The organism is Streptomyces sp. NPDC055013 (assembly GCF_053608645.1).
In genome coordinates, this window is record NZ_JBSGVW010000027.1 from 90,359 (window position 1) to 109,531 (window position 19,173).

Annotated in this window: 12 protein-coding genes; 4 read left to right on the top strand and 8 right to left on the bottom strand. The window is 69.9% G+C overall.

Features of this window, described 5'->3' with window-relative positions; translation table 11 throughout:
* Positions 1 to 21: 21 nt before the first annotated feature.
* Positions 22 to 1,794 carry a serine hydrolase gene (locus tag ACWGDB_RS28740; protein WP_453825083.1) on the bottom strand — a complete coding sequence of 591 codons (1,773 nt, stop codon included), beginning with the start codon at positions 1,792 to 1,794 and terminating at the stop codon, positions 22 to 24.
* A 168-nt stretch (positions 1,795 to 1,962) separates the two neighbouring features.
* Here ACWGDB_RS28740 and ACWGDB_RS28745 point away from each other — a divergent pair, with 168 nt between their 5' ends.
* Positions 1,963 to 3,072: an NAD(P)H-dependent flavin oxidoreductase gene (locus ACWGDB_RS28745; RefSeq protein ID WP_453825084.1), complete on the top strand. Its 1,110-nt coding sequence runs from the start codon at positions 1,963 to 1,965 to the stop codon at positions 3,070 to 3,072.
* A gap of 23 nt (positions 3,073 to 3,095) precedes the next feature.
* Entirely contained in the window at positions 3,096 to 4,646 is a 1,551-nt protein-coding gene (locus ACWGDB_RS28750) for an acyl-CoA synthetase (protein WP_453825122.1), read from the top strand.
* Positions 4,647 to 4,648: 2 nt separating this feature from the next.
* Here the strand turns inward: ACWGDB_RS28750 and ACWGDB_RS28755 are convergent, their stop codons facing one another.
* The 4 genes from ACWGDB_RS28755 to ACWGDB_RS28770 form a co-directional block, all read right to left on the bottom strand.
* The gene (locus tag ACWGDB_RS28755; protein ID WP_453825085.1) at positions 4,649 to 7,561 is read right to left on the bottom strand and encodes a helix-turn-helix transcriptional regulator; all 2,913 of its coding nucleotides are present in this window, start codon (positions 7,559 to 7,561) and stop codon (positions 4,649 to 4,651) included.
* 186 nt (positions 7,562 to 7,747) lie between these two features.
* On the bottom strand, positions 7,748 to 8,764 hold the full coding sequence (locus ACWGDB_RS28760; RefSeq protein WP_453825086.1) for a (-)-alpha-amorphene synthase: 1,017 nt from the start codon (positions 8,762 to 8,764) through the stop codon (positions 7,748 to 7,750).
* Positions 8,739 to 10,115, bottom strand: a complete 1,377-nt coding sequence (locus tag ACWGDB_RS28765; protein ID WP_453825087.1) for a cytochrome P450 — start codon at positions 10,113 to 10,115, stop codon at positions 8,739 to 8,741. The genes ACWGDB_RS28760 and ACWGDB_RS28765 overlap by 26 nt, the downstream gene beginning before the upstream one ends.
* A 334-nt stretch (positions 10,116 to 10,449) precedes the next feature.
* On the bottom strand, positions 10,450 to 11,097 hold the full coding sequence (locus ACWGDB_RS28770; RefSeq protein ID WP_453825088.1) for a penicillin acylase family protein: 648 nt from the start codon (positions 11,095 to 11,097) through the stop codon (positions 10,450 to 10,452).
* Positions 11,098 to 11,198: 101 nt separating this feature from the next.
* Here ACWGDB_RS28770 and ACWGDB_RS28775 point away from each other — a divergent pair, with 101 nt between their 5' ends.
* Positions 11,199 to 12,698, top strand: a complete 1,500-nt coding sequence (locus ACWGDB_RS28775) for an acyl-CoA synthetase (RefSeq protein WP_453825089.1) — start codon at positions 11,199 to 11,201, stop codon at positions 12,696 to 12,698.
* A 5-nt stretch (positions 12,699 to 12,703) separates the two neighbouring features.
* On the opposite strand, the gene paaK is transcribed toward ACWGDB_RS28775, so the two are convergent.
* Positions 12,704 to 13,999: a phenylacetate--CoA ligase PaaK gene (gene paaK, locus ACWGDB_RS28780; RefSeq protein ID WP_453825090.1), complete on the bottom strand. Its 1,296-nt coding sequence runs from the start codon at positions 13,997 to 13,999 to the stop codon at positions 12,704 to 12,706.
* A 416-nt stretch (positions 14,000 to 14,415) separates the two neighbouring features.
* On the opposite strand from paaK, the gene ACWGDB_RS28785 reads away from it, so the two are divergent.
* Positions 14,416 to 15,279 carry an alpha/beta fold hydrolase gene (locus ACWGDB_RS28785; protein ID WP_453825123.1) on the top strand — a complete coding sequence of 288 codons (864 nt, stop codon included), beginning with the start codon at positions 14,416 to 14,418 and terminating at the stop codon, positions 15,277 to 15,279.
* 220 nt (positions 15,280 to 15,499) lie between these two features.
* On the opposite strand, the gene ACWGDB_RS28790 is transcribed toward ACWGDB_RS28785, so the two are convergent.
* Together ACWGDB_RS28790 and ACWGDB_RS28795 are read right to left on the bottom strand one after the other, a co-directional pair.
* On the bottom strand, positions 15,500 to 17,341 hold the full coding sequence (locus ACWGDB_RS28790) for a sulfatase (protein ID WP_453825091.1): 1,842 nt from the start codon (positions 17,339 to 17,341) through the stop codon (positions 15,500 to 15,502).
* Positions 17,342 to 17,457: 116 nt separating this feature from the next.
* Positions 17,458 to 19,086: an acyl-CoA synthetase gene (locus ACWGDB_RS28795; RefSeq protein ID WP_453825092.1), complete on the bottom strand. Its 1,629-nt coding sequence runs from the start codon at positions 19,084 to 19,086 to the stop codon at positions 17,458 to 17,460.
* Positions 19,087 to 19,173 lie beyond the last annotated feature (87 nt).

Here is a 19,173-nt window from a genome sequence, read left to right on the forward strand (position 1 = left end):
CCGGCGGCGCCATCCAGGCGCTCAGTTCGTGGAAGCCGTCCACCCGCTCGCCGTGATCCGCGCCGCGTCCGCCGGCCGGGCCTCGTCGAAGAGGACGCCGTGCGCCGTCTCGACGTGCAGACCGTCGACGTACGCGCCGCGGCCCACGTACAGCTTGTCGGTGGTGTATCGCCAGCGGAGCACCAGCCGGCGGTGCGCGGGGAGTTGCGCGGTGAGGCGGTGCCAGACGCGGCCCGACCAGCCGGTGACGGCGCCGGTCGGGTGGGCCTGTGGCCGCTCGCCCTGGCGTTTCGTCGCGAAGGGGAGCGGAGTCCAGGTCGTGCCGCCGTCGGTCGTGGACTCCAGGACGAGGACGTCCGCCTGCGGCTCGGTGTCCCACCACAGGGCGCAGTGCAGCTCCGCCTCGCCGGAGGAGGTGTCGAGCGTGGGGAGCGCGAGGGTCGCGCTCGTGGCGGTCGCCATTCCCGAGAACCATGCCGTACGGCCGTGCCGCGGGCGGACCGCTGCGGCACGGGCCATGTTGTCGGCCGCGGCGACCCGGGGCGCGGAACCGGAGCGCCAACTGCGCACCGGGTGGATGGAGTTGCCGAGCACGACGAGGAAGGAGTCGGTCGTCGGGTCGAGGACGAGGGAGGTGCCGGTGAAACCGGTGTGCCCCGCCGTGCGCGGGGTGGCCATGGCGCCCATGTACCAGTGCTGGTAGAGCTCGAAACCGAGGCCGTGCTCGTCGCCGGGGAAGGCGGTGTTGAAGTCGGTGAACATCAGCTCCACGGACTCCGGCTCCAGGATGCGGCACCTGCCGTAGGCGCCCCCGTTCAGCAGCGTCCGGCCGAGGACCGCCAGGTCCCACGCGTTCGAGAAGACGCCGGCGTGACCCGCGACCCCACCCAGGCTGAAGGCGTTCTCGTCGTGCACCTCACCCCAGACGAGCCCACGGTCCAGGCCGGACCACGGCAGCCGGGCATCCTCGGTGGCCGCGATCCTCGGCTTCCAGGCGGCGGGCGGGTTGTAGCGGGTGCGGCGCATGCCGAGCGGGCCGGTGATCTCGTCGTGGAGGAGGGCGTCGAGGCCGCGGCCGGTGATCTTCTCCAGGACGAGCTGGAGGGAGATCAGATTCAGGTCGGAGTAGAGGTACTTGGTGCCCGGCGGGTTCAGCGGCGCCTCGTTCCAGATGAGTTGGAGCTTCTCCTCGTACGTCGGCGCGTTGTACAGCGGGATCCAGGCGCGGAACCCCGAGGTGTGGGTCAGGAGCTGCCGGACCGTGATGTCCTGCTTGCCCGCGCGGCCGAAGTCCGGGAGGTAGGAGGCGACCGTCGCCTCCAGCCCGAGCTCACCCCGTTCGATCTGCTGCACCGCAAGGATCGACGTGAACAGCTTGGACACCGAGGCCAGGTCGAAGACGGTTTCCTCGGCCATCCGGATCTGCTGCTCCGACGGAAACTCCACGCCGGTGTCGCCCGTTTCGTCGTACGCCTCATAGCGCACGGACATCCCGATGGGCTGGTGCAGGGCCACCGTGCCGCCGCGGCCGGCGAGGAGGACGGCGCCGGCGTACCAGGGGTGCTTGGGGGAGGGGCCCAAGAACCGCTCGGCGTCGGTGACGAGTTGGCGGAGATGGGTGGGGAGAAGGCCCGCGCGTTCGGGGGAGCCGTGACGCAGGGTGGGCTTTGCGGTGCGTGCCGCTGCTGCCGCCGCGGGTCCCGCGGGCAACGGGGCGATGGCCAGGGCGCCGCCCAAGGCCATCGCGGTTCTGCCCAGTTGACGCCTGGTCAGTCCGGTTCCGCCGTCGGTCATCGAGGTTCCTCCCGCCACTCCGGCTGAAAGTATCTTTCCGGGATCACCTTGCGTGATGAAACTTTCGTGTCAGGCGGGAGTGGTGTCAACGGGATGGTCGCTCAAGAGATCTGACGGTGTATCAGAAAAGGCCTTCCGTCGTCCGGAGGTCTGCGGCATCCTGCGCCCATGCAGACGGAGCTGAGCAAGAAACTGGGAGTCGAGCACGCCATTTTCGGCTTCACGCCGTTCCCCGCCGTCGCCGCGGCCATCAGCAGGGCCGGCGGCTTCGGAGTGCTCGGCGCGGTCCGCTACACCGCCCCCGACGACCTCAAACGCGACCTCGACTGGATCGAGGCACATGTCGACGGCAGGCCCTACGGCCTGGACGTCGTCATGCCCGCGAAGAAGGTCGAGGGCGTCACGGAAGCCGACGTGGAGGCGATGATCCCGGAAGGGCACCGGCAGTTCGTCAAGGACACCCTGGCCAAGTACGGCGTGCCCGAACTGGCCGAGGGCGAGGCGTCCGGCTGGCGGATCACCGGGTGGATGGAGCAGGTCGCCCGCACCCAGCTCGACGTCGCCTTCGACTATCCGATCAAGCTGCTCGCCAACGCCCTCGGTTCACCGCCCACGGATGTCGTGGAACGTGCCCATGACCGGGGCGTGCTCGTCGCCGCGCTCGCGGGCAGTGCCCGGCACGCCCGCAAGCACGCGGAGGCGGGGATCGACATCGTCGTCGCCCAGGGCTACGAGGCGGGCGGCCACACGGGTGAGATCGCCTCCATGGTGCTCACCCCGGAGGTGGTGGAGGCGGTCGCCCCCCTGCCCGTGCTGGCTGCCGGGGGCATCGGCAGCGGCCAACAGGTGGCGGCGGCACTCGCCCTCGGCGCCCAGGGTGTGTGGTTGGGCTCCATGTGGCTGACCACCACAGAGGCCGATCTGCACTCGCCAGGCCTGACCCGCAAACTGCTCGCCGCCGGCTCGGGCGACACCGTCCGCTCCCGCGCCCTGACGGGCAAGCCCGCACGCCAGCTGCGCACCGAGTGGACCGACGCCTGGGACGCCCCGGACGGGCCCGGCACCCTCCCCATGCCCCTGCAGGGGCTCCTGGTGGCCGAGGCCGTCTCCCGGATCCAGAAGTACGAGGTTGAGCCGCTGCTCGGCACACCCGTCGGGCAAATCGTGGGCCGGATGAACAGCGAACGCAGTGTCCAGGCCGTCGTCGACGACCTCACCCGCGGCTTCGAGCAGGCTGTGCACCGCATCAACCGCATCGCCGGAAGGAGCGGCCAGTGACGAGCACCCCCGCCACCCCCACCGTGAACACCCCGCCGGTCGGCTTCTGGGCCCAGGCAGCCGCCGACCCCGGCCGCCCGGTCCTCGTCGCCCCCGACGGCGAGCAGTGGACCGCCGGGCGTCTGCACGCCGCCGCCAACCGTCTCGTCCACGGCCTGCGCGCGGCCGGCCTCGGACGCGGCGACGCCTTCGCGGTCGTCCTCCCCAACAGCGTCGAGTTCTTCACGGCATACCTGGCCGCCACCCAGGCCGGCCTCTACCTGGTCCCCGTCAACCACCACCTCGTCGGCCCCGAGATCGCCTGGATCGTCGCCGACTCCGGCGCCAAGGTGCTCATCGCCCACGAGCGCTACGCCGACCCTGCCCGCCAGGCCGCCGACGAGGCCGGTCTCCCGGCCACCCACCGGTACGCCGTCGGCGAGGTCGAGGGCTTCAGGCCGTACGCCGAACTCGTCGACGGACAACCGGAGTCGGCGCCCGCGGAACGCGAGCTCGGCTGGGTCATGAACTACACCTCGGGCACGACGGGCCGCCCCCGCGGCATCCGCCGCCCCCTGCCCGGCAAACCGCCCGAGGAGTCCTACCTGGGCGGCTTCCTCGGCATCTTCGGCATCAAGCCGTTCGACGCCAACGTGCACCTCGTCTGCTCGCCGCTCTACCACACCGCGGTCCTGCAGTTCGCGGGCGCATCCCTGCACATCGGCCACGGACTGGTCCTGATGGACAAGTGGACGCCCGAGGAGATGCTCCGCCTGATCGACAACCACAAGTGCACACACACCCATATGGTCCCGACCCAGTTCCACCGTCTCCTCGCGCTTCCGCAGGACGTACGGGGCCGCTACGACGTCTCCTCCATGCGGCACGCCATCCACGGCGCCGCCCCGTGCCCCGACCATGTGAAACGGGCCATGATCGAGTGGTGGGGCCACTGCGTGGAGGAGTACTACGCCGCCAGCGAGGGCGGTGGGGCCTTCGCGACCGCCGAGGACTGGCTGAAGAAGCCCGGCACAGTGGGCAAGGCCTGGCCGATCAGCGAGCTCGCGATCTTCGACGACGACGGCAACCGGCTCGCGCCCGGCGAACTCGGCACCGTCTACCTGAAGATGAACACCGGCGGCTTCAGCTATCACAAGGACGAAGCCAAGACGAAGAAGAACCGCATCGGCGACTTCTTCACCGTGGGCGACCTCGGCTGTCTGGACGAGGACGGCTATCTCTTCCTCCGCGACCGCAAGATCGACATGATCATCTCCGGCGGGGTCAACATCTACCCGGCCGAGATCGAGTCCGCCCTGCTCGCCCACCCGGCCGTGGCCGACGCCGCCGCCTTCGGCATCCCGCACGACGACTGGGGCGAGGAGGTCAAGGCCGTCGTCGAACCGGCCCCCGGCCACGAGCCCGGCCCCGCCCTCGCGGCCGCGATCCTCGACCACTGTGCCGGGCAGCTCGCCGGGTACAAGCGGCCCAAGAGCGTGGACTTCATCGCCGAGATGCCGCGGGATCCCAACGGGAAGCTGTACAAGCGGCGGTTGCGGGAACCGTACTGGGAGGGGCGCACGCGCCAGGTGTGACGTCAATGACGCATACGCGGCGGTGCCTCCAAGGCCTTGGCGAGGCCTGCCGCGTCGGTGCCGATCTTGCGGTAGATGCTGGACAGCAACTGCCGCACGCCCTGCTCGGTCAGGTGCAGTTCCTTGGCGATCACTGTCACCGGACGTCCCTCGACGGCCAGTGCGGCCGTACGGTGCTCCTGCGCGGTCAGTGTGTCCGCCTGCACATAGCGCAGGGGCAGCGGGCGCAGACCGGCCGTCGAGAGTTCCTCCCGGGCGCGGGCGGCGAGCGCCTCGGCTCCGCAGTGGACGGCGCCTTCCAGACCCTGGTAGAGCCGGTCGGCGGCCTCCTGGAGCCGCCCGTTGCGGGACAGCGCGGCGCCGTGGCCGACCTGGGCGCGAGCGAGTTCGTACGAGGCGGGGGACTGCTCCAGGTGGTCGATCGCCTCCGCGTACAGGTCGAGTGCGGCAGGCCCGCCGGTCACTTCGGCGAGGGTGTGGAGGGCCTGCCCGATGGTGGAGGCGGCGCCGAAGTCCCGGGCACGCTTGACGGCGTCCTGGGCGTGATGGATCGCCTCGTCCGGGGCGGTGGGGGCGAGCGCGGTCGCGAGCCGCAGCTGCCACGGGCACCAGGCCGGATTGCGCCAGGCCCGTCCGTCCAGCCAGTCCCCCACCGCGGACAGCAGCGCCGCCGCCTCCGCGTGCCGTCCCTCCGCCAGCAGCAGTTCCGCGTACACGGTGCGCGGGTCGGGATAGATGACGGCGTTCGGAGCCATCTCACCGAAGTGGTTGTCGTCGGCGAGCGCGCGAGCCTCGGTGATCCGGCCACGGGCCAGCAACGTCTGGATCAGGACGCTGACGCCGTACCACTGGGCGGCCACGATGCCGTCCACCTTGTCGGCGATGCGCAGACCTTCCCGGACCAGGTCCTCGGCTTCGGCCAGACAACCGCGGTGGTAGCGGACATAGCCGGCGATGGACTGGCCGAAGGCCAGGTGGGAGCCGTGCCAGCCCTTGCCCACGCACTCCGCGATCCCCTGCTCGAACAGCTCCTCGGCCCGTCGCGGCTGGTCGCTGTACATGAACACCAGGGCGACCGAGAGGGGTACTTCGAAGCCCCGGTTCTCGTCGGTCCAGCTCATGCCGCCGCGCAGGGACTTCTCCGCATAGGCGAGGGCGGTCCGGCGCGGTTCGCCGCGCAGGACGGCATCCCAGGCCCGCAGTCCCAGGATGTAGCGCTCCTCCAGGCTGCGGCCGGGCAGCTGCTCGGCCAGCCGCGCCAGGGTACGGGAGCGGGCGGGTGAGTCGGGATCGTCGGCGCGCATCGTGCTCCAGACGAACTGATCGGCCTGCATACGCAGTTTGACGCGCGGGTTCGTGGCCTGCCGGGCCTCCCCGGCGGCCACGGTCGCGGCCTCGGCCATCCGATCGGTATGGGCGAGCGCTGTCGTCAGCCGATAGACGATGGAGGCGCGCAGGTCGGGGTCGACATCCGGCTCCGCCAGCGCCTGCTGGAGATGCCGCACCGTGGCCGTGGGCTCGATCAGGAAGGTGGCGCACGCGAGTTCGTGCAGGACCGCGGCGCGGTCCTCGGGGATCGGGGGCTCCTTCAGCGCGCGGGTGAGCATGCGCCGGGCGGCCTCGGTCGCCCCGGCACCGAGGTACTCGCGAGCGGCCTGGCGCAGGCATTCGACCGTCTCGGGGCTGCCCTCGCAGGGCACCTCCAGCAGGTGCCGGGCGGCGGCGGTGGGGCCGTATCCCGCGTTCAGGACGGCGTCCGCGGCCGCGTTGTGCAGACCGGCCCGGAAGCCGGAGCGGATGGACCGGTAGATCGTCGTGGTGATCAGCGGGTGGACGAACTCGAGCTCACCCTCAGGGCCGTGGCCGTCGGTGAGGATCCGGGCCGCGCGGAGCTTCCGGGTCGCCTCGGCGGCGGTCTCGTCGCCGAGTACCGCGATGGTCGCGGCGAGCTGGGGTGAGAAGGGCGATCCCAGCACGGCAGCGGAGTGCGCGAAGCGGACGGTCGCGGTGTCGAGGCCTTCCAGACGCTCGATCAGCCCCGGACCCTTGATCGCGGCGGCCAGTTCACGCATCGCGGGCAGATCGCCCTCGCTGCCGCTCAGGTTCCGCTCGGCGAGGCCGAGGGCGAGCTCCACCGTCTCGAAGGGACTCCCTCCGGTGGCCGACCAGCACTCCTTGCAGAACACGTCTTCGGCGCTGTCCCCGACTTGGTTCCTGATGATCTGTGCCACGCCGTCGGCGGTGAGGCATGCGAGGTCGTGGGGGCGCTCTCCGTGATGCCCGACGAGCGTACGGAGTTCCCCCGCCTCGGACGGCAGTTCCTCGGGCCGGTAGGCGACCACGATCAGCAGGGGGAGGTCATCGACCCGTGACGCGAAGGAATCGAGCCAGCTCAGGGACTCGGCGTCCGCCCAGTGCAGGTCGTCCAGGAGCAGGACGACGGGTGCCTTCTTGATGGTGAGGCAGGTCATGACCCAGTCGAGGCCTTCGCGGACCCCGGTCGGATCCGGCGCGGGGGCGGCGGGGCCCCTCGCCTCGAGGCCGAGCACGGCGGCCATGACTTCGTACCAGCTTCCCAGGAAGGCGCGGAGTTCCGCTCCGTCCATCCTCGCCAGCGAGGGCTGCACGAGCTGGCGCACCACGCGGAACGCCGACCCTTGTTCCTTCTCCCCGCCTCTGCCCGACAGCACGGTGAATCCCGACGCCATGGCGCGCTCACGCGCTTGCGTGATGAGTGCTGTCTTGCCCAGTCCGGCCGGTCCGCTGAAGGCGAGCAGCCCCCTGCGCCTGGCTTGCGGCACACCCTCCGTGGTGTGTCGCAGTTCCTTGAACGCGGCGTCGAGGGCCTGAAGTTCCCGTCGGCGCTCGATCAACGTCCGCTGTTCCGTGATCGGGTGCCGCGGCTCCATCGCCATGTGCCGTACCGCCTTCTGTCGTTCGGCTCGGAGGAGCCGAGCGTACGCCTCGGCGAGGTGCGGCAGGACGAATTGAGCACCATAGGGTGAATCGTTCACCGCAGGTGGGAGAACGTCCGCCCGCTGGGTAGTGGGCACGGATGGACGTCTCCCGGGTGAAGCGGAAGCGGGAGCACATCAGAAGGGCTACGGCACGGCCGGCACCGAAGTCACATCCGCGTAGCGAGGCACGGTGCGGGCCCAGTCGTAGCACCCGCGGATCCAGCCGATCATGCCCTCCACATAGGCGATGCCCGCGTGGCTCAACACCGGTTCGATCCCGGCACGCAGCCTTTGGAATTGCTCGATCGTGCTGTTGATGTCCTCGATGGCCAGGAGCACGGCGGCCTGCAGGGAGCATCGTCGTTCGCGCTGGTGGGCCAGGGCGAGGTTGATCATTTCGCCCGCGTGCCGTTCTTTCACCGCGGAGAACAGGTCGGCCGTCCACACCGCCGCGTCGGCCGACAGCCGGCTCAGTCGCCGCACGACGGGATGATGCACGTCGGCGTCGTTCAGTTCACTCGCCCGGGCGCCCTCGTACAGCGGGTAGAACGGCTGGACGCCCGCGGTCAGCGACCGTATGGAGGTGCAGTCGCCGGTGCGCAGCACCAGGGGGTGGGCCTGGGCCACGGCTTCGTACAACAGGCCGTGCACGTATTCACAGCTCTGCCAGGCCCATCGGGAGGCCTGCGCGGGGGTGCACTGCTCCCGGACCTGTCGATGGAGATCGGCCAGCGCGGCTCCGAGGCGAGTGCTGGGCGGTCGCCCCTCCCGCAGGATCGCGACACTCTCGCAGAGCATGGGCAGCAGCCTGCCCGGAGAGCTTCGGCCGAGGTGCTCGGCAAGGTCGTCGAAGACGAATTGATAGGCGATCTGGTGGGCCACGATCTGAAGGACGCCCAGATCCACGGTGGGACTGGTGTAGCTCGCGAGTTCGGCGGGGCGAGTGAGGGCGATCATCGCCGCCGTATCCGGTTCGTCCGTCAGCCCCCATACCCTCAGCCATGCGTCGACCCCGGTTGCGGCCTCGGTTTCATGTGGATTCCGCCGGAACGGAAAAGGCATATGGAGGTTGGTGTCGATCAGGTCCCGCAGATTGGAGGCCGGCATTCCGTCCGGTACGCCCAGCGTGATTTCCTCATGCGTCGTCGACAACGTGGTCACCTGCCGTTCGGGTGTCCGACGTGCGCCGGTCGGCCGTCGCTCGGCCGGTGCGCGCGTCGGGGGAGGGCATACGGGAACGGGGTTCGCAGATCATGACCAGCGAGCGCGGTCCCATCGTGATCCCGGGGCGCTGTTTCCGGTCGGCATGATCCGGCAGATGACGCAGGCGTCGGCGGCCGGCGATGGTTGCGAGCGCGAGGGTGGCCTGCACCATCGCGAACTCGTCACCGAGGCACTTACGGCTTCCCGCGGAGAACGGCATCATCGCGCGACGTTGTTCGGCGGTGGGCTGCCCCGGCAGCCAGCGGGCGGGATCGAAACGCTCGGGTTCCGGGAACGACGAGGGATCGTGGTGCAGGAGGTGGGGGCTGTACAGGACGGCGGCTCCCTTGGGCAGGCGGCATCCGGCGAGTTCCGTCTCCTTGGTGGCGACGCGCGTGAACAGCCAACCGGGCGACGAGTGGCGCAGCGTCTCGGAGACGACGCACCGCGTGTAGACGAGGTGCGGCAGATCCTCGGGACCGGGCCGCCGGCCTTCGGCGAGGAGGGAGTCGAGCTCGGCGTGCAGTCGTCGCTCCGCCTCCGGATTGCGGGCCAGCAGACTGAAGGCGCCGGCCAGGGCGAGCGCCTGGGTCTCGACGCCGGTCAGCAGCAGCGTGATCAGGTGATCGTGGACCTCCTGATCGGTGATCGCCGCGGTCGGTCCGTCGCCGTTCGCGGCCTTCAGCAGCGTGCCCAGCACGTCGTCGCGGTCGGTGCCCCGGCGGCGCTCCGCGATCGCCGTGTCGATGATCTCGTGCAGGCGCGAGAGCGCGCGCCGATAGCGCCGGTTGGCGGGGGTGGGGAAGCGGAACAGGGCATCGATCGGTACGACCGTGCGGACGAACAGGCCGCGGACGACCGCGGTGAGACAGTCCCGCACCTCGGCAGTCGTCCGGTCGTCCAGGGCATCGGAGAGGAGAACACGGCTGGTCACCCGTGTCGTGAGTGCCATCATCGCCTCGGTGACAGGAACGTCCTGGCCGACCGGCCAGGCGCGGTACAGCGCCTCGGCCTCCTCGGTCACCAGGTCCGTGTACTCGGCGACGTGGGAAGGGCGGAAGGCGGGCTGTAACAGCTTGCGCTTTTCCCGATGCGTCGCCTGTCGGCAGGTGACGAGGCCGTCGCCCATCAGCTTCCCGAGCCTGTCGTAGAGCGGGCCCCCCTTGTCGAAGGTGTGCGGGTCCTTGAGCATCTCGTGGACCAGCTCCGGGTGGCACACCATCCAGGCACGCTGGGGGCCCAGCCGTATCTCGACCAGATCCCCGTACGAGGGCAAAGAATTCAGAAACGCCAGCGGTCGGCGGAACAACGCGATACCGTGACCGAGAATGGGGAATATGCCTGGAGCAGTACCTGTCCGCCATACTCGCTCCTGTGCAGGAACAACACGGCTCATGAATACCTCCTGCCTGACGCGGCACGCGAAATCGCCGAACGTGCCACGGACTTGATCCTTGAGACAAGTCCTGCCCAGTCCGAGCGGTGTTCGGTTTCCCGAAACCTTTCTCCAAAGGGGCGCACAGGAGCACAGAGAGGCAAAAGAAGCATTCGGTGAAATGGTCGTTTGTGATCGTGCTTCGACGGCCGTGTTCATCCGTCACGCAGGTGTGGTCCCGCCCCATGGGGGACGGGACCACCATCGCTCAGCGTTCGCGCACGCGGACGACCTTCAGGACGGGCGACGACAGGATGTCCTTCTCACAGAACCGCGCCGTCACCCACCTCTCACCCGAGAACAACCGCGTCTGGTCCCGGAAGTGGGCCGAGTTAGGGTTCGACGACTGCGCGTACGTCAGCAGCGTACGGGCCACCGGGCAGCGGCCGGCGTCCCAGCCCACCGCCTGGATGTGGCTGGAGCCGGTCGTCACCTCGGTGTAGCCGCCCTGAGCCGCGTTCCACACCGGCTCGATCTTGTTCCACACACCGAGTCCCTCGGTGCCGCCCGGAACGGGGATGCGCTGACCGTTGCGCACGACGAACTGGTGCTCGCCGAGGCGGGAGTCGAGGGCGATGCCCGCGAGCGTGCACACCTGGTCGGCGGCCTGCGCCCAACCGGTGCCGAAGCCCATGGATCTGTAGTCCTTGGCGACTATGTGCGGTATGCCGTACTCGGTGTAGCGGATGACGGCGGACATTCCGCCGTGCGAAAGCTGTTCGTGCCGGTTGTGCCGATCCTGCTGTTCCTGCCGGTCGGCCGCGGCCGCGGGCAGCCCGGCCACGGTGGCGAGCAGGGCGACGGCCGCGACGACGAACCGTCTGGGGCGGGTGCGCATGGTGCCTCCCAACGTCATTGAGGGAAGGAGCCGTTGAGCGTACCAACGGGTATGTGTCCCCGGTCAGTGTCGGGCCTGGTTCTTGACCCGTCCCTGCGACGCACCGAGGATCATGTGTCATGACGCCAGGACACGGCAGCACGGTTGACGGAGTGCTGCGCCGCAGCGCCCGACGCACCCCGGCACGCGTCGCGGTCGAGGACCGCGAGCGCGCGTGGACGTACGAGGAACTCGACGAGGCCGTCTCTCGCACGGCGAGCGTCCTGCTCGACCAGGGCCTGACCCCCGGCGACCGGGTGGCCGCCTACGGCCACAATTCGGGCGCGTATCTGATCGCCTTCCTGGCGTGCGCCCGCGCGGGCCTCGTGCACGTCCCCGTCAACCAGAACCTCACCGGCGACGACCTCGCCTACATCGTCCGCCAGTCCGGCAGCTCCCTGGTCCTCGCCGACCCCGGTCTGGCAGGCCGCCTGCCTGACGGCGTCCCCACGATGCCGCTGCGCGAGGCCGACGACTCCCTGCTGGCACGGCAGGCCACGGCAGCCGTCCACGACGGCCCGGAGCCGCGCAGCGAGGACCTGGTCCAGCTGCTCTACACCTCCGGTACGACGGCCCTCCCGAAGGGCGCGATGATGACCCACCGCGCCCTGGTCCACGAGTACCTGAGCGCGATCACCGCCCTCGATCTGAGCCCCGGCGACCGTCCCGTCCACTCGCTGCCGCTGTACCACTCGGCGCAGATGCACGTGTTCCTCATGCCGTATCTCGCGGTCGGTGCCACCAACATCATTCTGGAGTCGCCCGACGGCGACCAGCTCTTCGACCTCATCGAGGCGGGCCGCGCGGACAGCCTGTTCGCCCCGCCCACGGTCTGGATCGGCCTCGCCGGCCGCCCCGACTTCGCGACCCGCGACCTCGAGGGACTGCGCAAGGCGTACTACGGCGCCTCGATCATGCCGGTGCCGGTCCTGGAGCGGCTCCGTGAGCGGTGGCCGAAGCTGGCCTTCTACAACTGCTTCGGCCAGAGCGAGATCGGCCCCCTGGCCACGGTGCTGGCCCCCGACGAGCACAAGGGCCGGATGGACTCCTGCGGGCGGACCGTCCTCTTCGTCGACGCCCGGGTGGTCGACGAGGACGGGGAGACCGTGCCCGACGGCACGGCCGGCGAGATCGTCTACCGCTCCCCGCAGCTGTGCGAGGGTTACTGGGACAAGCCCGAGGAGACCGCGGACGCCTTCCGGGACGGCTGGTTCCGCTCCGGGGACCTCGCGGTGCGCGACGCGCACGGCTACTTCACGATCGTCGACCGGGTGAAGGACGTCATCAACTCCGGTGGCGTCCTGGTCGCTTCACGTGAGGTCGAGGACGCCCTGTACACCCACGAGGGCGTCGCCGAGGTCGCCGTGATCGGCCTGCCCGACGAGCGCTGGATCGAGGCCGTCACGGCCGTCGTCGTCACGCGTGGCGAGGTGAGCGACACCGAGCTGATCGACCACGCGCGCGAGAAGCTCGCCCACTTCAAGGCGCCGAAGCGGGTGGTGTTCGTGGACGGGCTGCCGCGCAACGCGAGCGGGAAGATCCTCAAGCGGGAGCTGCGGGACCGGTTCGCTCGCGATTGACTCGCCTAGCGCGGGCGCAGGTCCTGGATGCGCCGGATCTTGCCCACGGAGCGTTCCAGTGACTCCGGTTCGACGATCTCCACGGCGACCGACACGCCGATACCGTCCTTCACGGCCGCCGCGATGGCCCGCGCCGCCGCGTCCCGGGTCTCGGGGGAGGCGTCGGGGCGGGCTTCCGCCCGGACGGTCAGGGCGTCGAGCCGGCCTTCACGGGTGAGACGCAGCTGGAAGTGGGGTGCCACACCCGGGGTGCGGAGTACGATCTCCTCGATCTGGGTGGGGAAGAGATTGACGCCGCGCAGGATGACCATGTCGTCGCTGCGCCCGGTGATCTTCTCCATCCGCCGGAACACCCGGGCGGTCCCCGGCAGCAGCCGCGTCAAGTCCCGGGTGCGGTACCGGATGACGGGCATGGCCTCCTTGGTGAGGGAGGTGAACACCAGCTCGCCCTCCTCGCCGTCGGGCAGCACCTCGCCCGTGATCGGGTCGACGATCTCGGGGAAGAAGTGGTCCTCCCACACATGCAGCCCGTCCTTGGTCTCCACGCACTCCTGCGCGACCCCGGGCCCGATGACCTCCGACAGCCCGTATATGTCGACGGCGTCGATCGCGAACCGCTCCTCGATCTCGCGACGCATCTGCTCGGTCCAGGGTTCGGCCCCGAAGACGCCCACCCGCAGGGAGGTCCCGCGCGGATCGACGCCCTGCCGCTCGAACTCGTCGAGGAGGGTGAGCATGTACGACGGCGTCACCATGATGATCCGGGGCCTGAGGTCCTGGATCAGCTGGACCTGGCGGGCCGTCATGCCGCCGGACGCGGGGATGACCGTACAGCCGAGCCGTTCGGCCCCGTAGTGTGCGCCGAGCCCGCCGGTGAACAGCCCGTAGCCGTACGCCACATGCACCGTGTCCCCGGGCCGCCCGCCCGCCGCCCGGATGGACCGGGCCACCATGTCGGCCCACAGGGACAGGTCGCCGTCCGTGTAGCCGACAACCGTGGGCCGGCCGGTCGTGCCGCTGGACGCGTGGATGCGGCGGATACGGTCCTGTGGCACGGCGAACATCCCGTACGGGTAGTTCTCGCGTAGGTCGGCCTTGGTCGTGAACGGGAAGTGCGCCAGATCGGCGAGCGAGCGGCAGTCGTCGGGCCGTACGCCCGCCTTGTCGAAGGAGTCCCGGTAGAACGGCACGTTGTCGTACGCATGCCGCAGCGACGTCCGCAACCGCTCCAGCTGCAACGCCCGCAACGCTTCCGGCGCGAGCCGTTCCCCCGAGTCCAGCAGCTCCGTCGCATCCGCCATGGGGACTTCTCCCTCGCCAACCGCGTCAATCCGGACGACCGATCATTCGGTCTGGGTGTTCGGGATCAGTAATCCAGGAGCTGGTTGATCAGGCAAGGGGGCGGGCCGCACTTTCTGTGAGACACGGCACCGGAGTGGCGTTCATGGACTTGCGACCGGAGCTGCTCCCCGCCCCGGTGCCGGAGGCGCGGCTGCGGAAACTCGCCAGTGCGGTCGAGTGGATCGAGAGTCTGCTGTGCAGTGGCGAACGGGCGGCGGCGGACGCGGCTGTCACCGCGTTCAACGAGGACACCGGTCATGCCTACGATGCGTACCAGTTCCTCGCGTGCAGCGGGTTGCGGACCGTTGAGATCCCCCCATGGTCCTGTGAGGCAACTCCGTTGCGATGGCTGAGACCGACAGCCAAGATCGACGTCATGCCGACCTTCACTGCCGCCGATGGAACCGAGATCGCCTACCACTTGCGAGGAGCGGGCGAACCGCTCGTCGTTCTGCCCGGTGGGCCGATGCGGGCCTCCGCCTATCTGGGTGACCTGGGTGGACTGGCCGCGCACCGGCAACTCGTCCTCCTCGACCTGCGCGGCACCGGGGATTCCGCGGTGCCGGTCGATCCGGCCACGTACCGGTGCGACCACCTGGTGGACGACGTCGAGATGTTGCGCGCCCACATGGGGCTGGAGCACATGGACGTGCTCGGGCACTCGGCGGGCGGGAGCCTGGCCATGTTGTACGCCGCCCGGTATCCGGAGCGGGTGGCGCGGCTGGCCTTGGTGACCGCGACGCCGTGGGCGCTGGGGATGCCGGCCGCGGCCGAGGACCGTCTGGCCGCCGCCCGGTCGAGGCAGGGCGAGCCGTGGTTCGCGGGGGCATTCCCGGCATTCGAGGCGTGGCTGGCAGGGACTGGAGAATTCGACCGCGTGTGCGCGCCCTTCTTCTACGGTCGTTGGGACGACGTTGCCCAGGAGCACGACGCGCGCGGCGACCACGAGTTCAACGACGAGGCCGCCGACATCTACCACTCCGACGGCGCCTACGACCCGCCCACGACCCTCTCCCGGCTCTCCCGGCTCACCGCCCCGGTCCTCGTCCTCGCCGGCCGGCTGGACGGAGCCCCGACTCCGGAAGTCGCCCGCCGCACCGCCGACCTCTTCCCGAACGCCGAGTGTGCCGTGCAACCCGGCGCCGGGCACTACCCGTGGCTGGACGACGCGGAGTGGTTCGTACGGTGTCTCGTGGCATTCCTGGAGGGGGAGGATGCGCCGCGCCTGCGAACGGGCTGAGTTCGGCCCGCGCCGATGGATGACGATGCCGCCCGCCCCGAAACCGATCAGGCAGGGTTCGGCGGACGCGGCCAGGAACCGCGGGCCCGCATCGCCGTCGCCCGTCGCGCCCCCGACGACATCGAAGCGGGCCTTCGCGGCCGGGCCGTGCGTCTACCCCGAGGGACGGAGGGCAGCGCGTCCCGACGTGCGGCACGAGTCGGCTGGACCCGAGTGGTCCTCACTTCGCCTGCGGCCCGTACGCCGTCATGAAGCGATCCCGGAACTTGTCCATGCCCCATGTCGGAGCGTTCTGCGCGGGCTTGAGGCCGTCCGTCCAGTGCCAGTCGGCGATCTTCTCGAGGACCTTCGGGTCGCGGGCGACGACCGTGACGGGTACGTCCTTGTTGGTGCTGCCGGCGGTGACGGTCGGTACGGGCTGGTGGTCGCCGAGGAAGACGAGGACCGTGTCGTCGGTGCCGTAGCGCTCGACCCATTCGGTGAGGCTGTCGATCGAGTACTCGATGGCGCGGCGGTACTCGGTGCGGACGCGCTCGGGGTCCTTCCAGACCTCCTTGGGGTCCGTGCCCTCCTTCTTGATCCGGTGGAAGACCGAGCCGTCGCCGAGGTCGTCCCAGTCGACCATGCGGGCGATGGGGGACCAGGGGTTGTGGCTGGAGGCCAGGATGATCTCCGCCATGATCGGCTCGCGGTCCTTCTTGCCGTGCTCCAGACGCTGGAATGCCTCCAGGCTGAACTGGTCGGGCACGGGGGTCCAGCTGAAGTACGGGCCCTGGTAGCCCAGGTGCTCCGAGTCGTAGATGTGATCGAGGGCGAAGTACTTGCCCTCCGGCCAGGCCCGCCGCACGCCGGGCACGACGCCGACCGTGCGCCACGCGCCGGTCTTGCGGAAGTAGCTGTTCAGCGTCGCGCGGTCGCTGGTCGTCAGACTCCGGTAGCGCTGCTGGTTCTTGATCCACAGGCCCGAGAGGAAGGTGGAGTGGGCGAGCCAGCTGCCGGCCCCTGTCACCGGGGACTTCAGCCAGGCGCTGCGGGACTGGAACCCGGCCTCCTTGAGCCTGTTCGTCCCCTCCTTGAGCGTCGCGTCGAGCTGCGGCGCCATCGCCGGATCGTCGATCGCCACACGGCCGTAGCTCTCGATGAACGTGAACAGGACGTCCTTGCCGCGCAGCCCGGTCAGCAACTGGTCCGGCGGCGTCTTCGCGAAGGCGTCGACGGCCGCCTGCTTCTGGAAGACCCGCCCGTCCCTGAGGCCCGCGCGCACCTGCTCGACACGGTTGTTGAGGAACTCGGCGTTGCCCTTGGTGGCGAGCGGCACGCCGGTGACCTGGATGCCCAGCGTCATGCTGGTGATCCACGCGGTACCGAGGATCAGCGTCGTACGGGCGGCGACGGCACGGTGGCCGACCATGAGGTTCGTCACCCGCACCATGGCGAGCGTCATGAGGACCAGCACGGCGAGGAACAGCACGATCACGCCGACCACCGCCAGCACCTGCCCGGTCCGGCCGAAGGACTCCCGGACGAACTCCGCCGCGTCGTCGAGCAGGATCCAGTCCAGGACCAGGTCGAAGGGGCGGGCCAGTACCTGGTAGAAGCCCATGTCGACGAACTTCAGGACGGTGAGCAGTCCGAGCAGCGCACCGGAGACCACCGCCATCAGCCGCCGTGACCGCGGCGGCAGCGCCAGCAGCAGACCCGCCAGCAGGATCCCCTCGGCCGGGAGCCGGAAGAACGACTCGGGACCGAGCCGTTCGAGCCGGTTCGGCACAAGGAGCGCGAACAGCAGGAGCGCCCCGGCCAGCACGGTCGTCCCCACGGTGACGCCGCGTGCCGTACGGGGGTAGCGGCGGCGCCAGCCGAACCAGCCGGGGGACTCCGCAGGGCTGGTCGCCTCGGCCGGCTCGGCGTCCTCGATCGCCGTCTTCGCCTCGGCCGGGTCAGCGTCCTCGATCGCCGCGTTCCCCTCAGCTGCGTCGACCGCCCCGGCGGCCTCGCCCGCTGCAGCCGTGGCCGAGTCCTCCGACTCTCGTGTTACCTGCTCTGCTGCCTCCTGCGACACCCGGAGGTCCTCCCGTGCGGTCTTGCGATGGCATGGCAAACAGCGCCCGATGACCGAGCCTGCCACCACGAGTACGTCCGCACGTCACCTTAGGTTCAATCAGACCTGCCCGGAATTCATCCGTCCGCTGCCGCCGCCACCTCGCGCGCCCACCGGTAGTCCGCCTTGCCGCTGGGGGAGCGCCGTATCGAGTCCGTGATCACCAGCTGGCGGGGGATCTTGTAACCCGCGAGATGGGAGCGGCAGTGCGTCTGGATGTCCGCCAGCGACGGCCGTACCGCCCCCGCCCGCAACTGCACCACGGCCGCCACGTGGTGCCCCCACTTCGGGTCGGCCACTCCGGCCACCAGGGCGTCGTACACGTCGGGGTGGGACTTGAGCGCCTGCTCGACCTCCTCCGGGTACACCTTCTCGCCCCCGGTGTTGATGCACTGCGAGCCGCGGCCCAGCACCGTGACGACGCCCTCCGCGTCGACCGTGGCCATGTCGCCGAGCAGTACCCACCGCTCGCCGTCCTTCTCGAAGAAGGTCTCGGCGGTCTTCCCCGGGTCGTTGTAGTAGCCGAGCGGCACGTGACCGCACTGCGCGACCCGACCCACCTCGCCGACGGCGACCGGTTCGTGGGTGGCCGGATCGACCACCTGCGTACGGGAGTTGACGCGGATGCGGAAGCCGCGCTCGGGGCCGGAGTCCTCGGTCGCCGTACCGTTGAAGCCGGATTCCGAGGAGCCGAAGTTGTTCAGCAGCATCACGTTCGGGACCAGCTCCTGGAACTGCCGGCGCACCGTGTCCGACATGATCGCCCCGGACGACGACACGCTGAACATCGATGAGCAGTCCGTGCCCTTCATCGGCCCGTTCAGCGCGTCGACCAGCGGCCGCAGCATCGCGTCGCCGACCAGCGACACGCTCGTGACCTTCTCCCTCTCGATCGTCCGCAGGACCTGCTCCGGGACGAACTTGCGGTGGATCACGATGCGTTGGCCGAAGTTGAAGCCGATGAAGGCGGTCAGCGTGGACGTGCCGTGCATCAGCGGGGCGGTCGGGAAAAAGGTGATCCCGTCGCCGCCCGCCGCCACCCGCTCGGCGAGTTCCTCGGGCTTCTTCACCGGCTCACCGGTCGGCGCACCCCCGCCCAGGCCCGAGAAGAACAGATCCTCCTGCCGCCACATCACGCCCTTGGGCATGCCGGTGGTGCCGCCGGTGTAGATGATGAACTGATCGTCGCCCGACCGCGGCGGGAACCCGCGCTCGGGCGACCCGGCGGCCTCGGCGTCCGTGAAGGCCACCGCGGGCACGACCGGCGCCTTGGCGGCGCCCGGGGTCACGCTGCCCACCCGCACCAGATGCCGTAGCCCGTCCACGCGCGGCAGGGCCGCCGCCACCCGGTCCGTGAACTCCGCCTCGAAGACCAGGGCCACCAGATCGGCGTCCCGGTAGAGGTACACCAACTCCTCCTCCACATAGCGGTAGTTGACGTTGACGGGAACGATCCGCGCCTTCAGGCAGCCCAGCACCGTCTGCAGGTACTCGATGCCGTTGTAGAGGTGGAGCCCGAGGTGTTCGCCGGGGCGGATCCCGCTGTCGGTCAGATGGTGCGCGATCCGGTTGGCGGCCGCGTCCAGCTGCGCGTACGTCAGACGGCGCTCCACGCCCGTGCCCGGGTGGTCGATGTACACGAGCGCCTCGCGGTCGGGAACCGCGTCGACGACCGACTCGAACAGGTCGGCAATGTTGTACTCCACCGCTCCTCCTGACCTCGGCCACGGCCTGGCTCTTCAACGGTTCGCCGGTCATCAGAGCAAAGGGCGGCACAACTGTGAAGCCTCCGC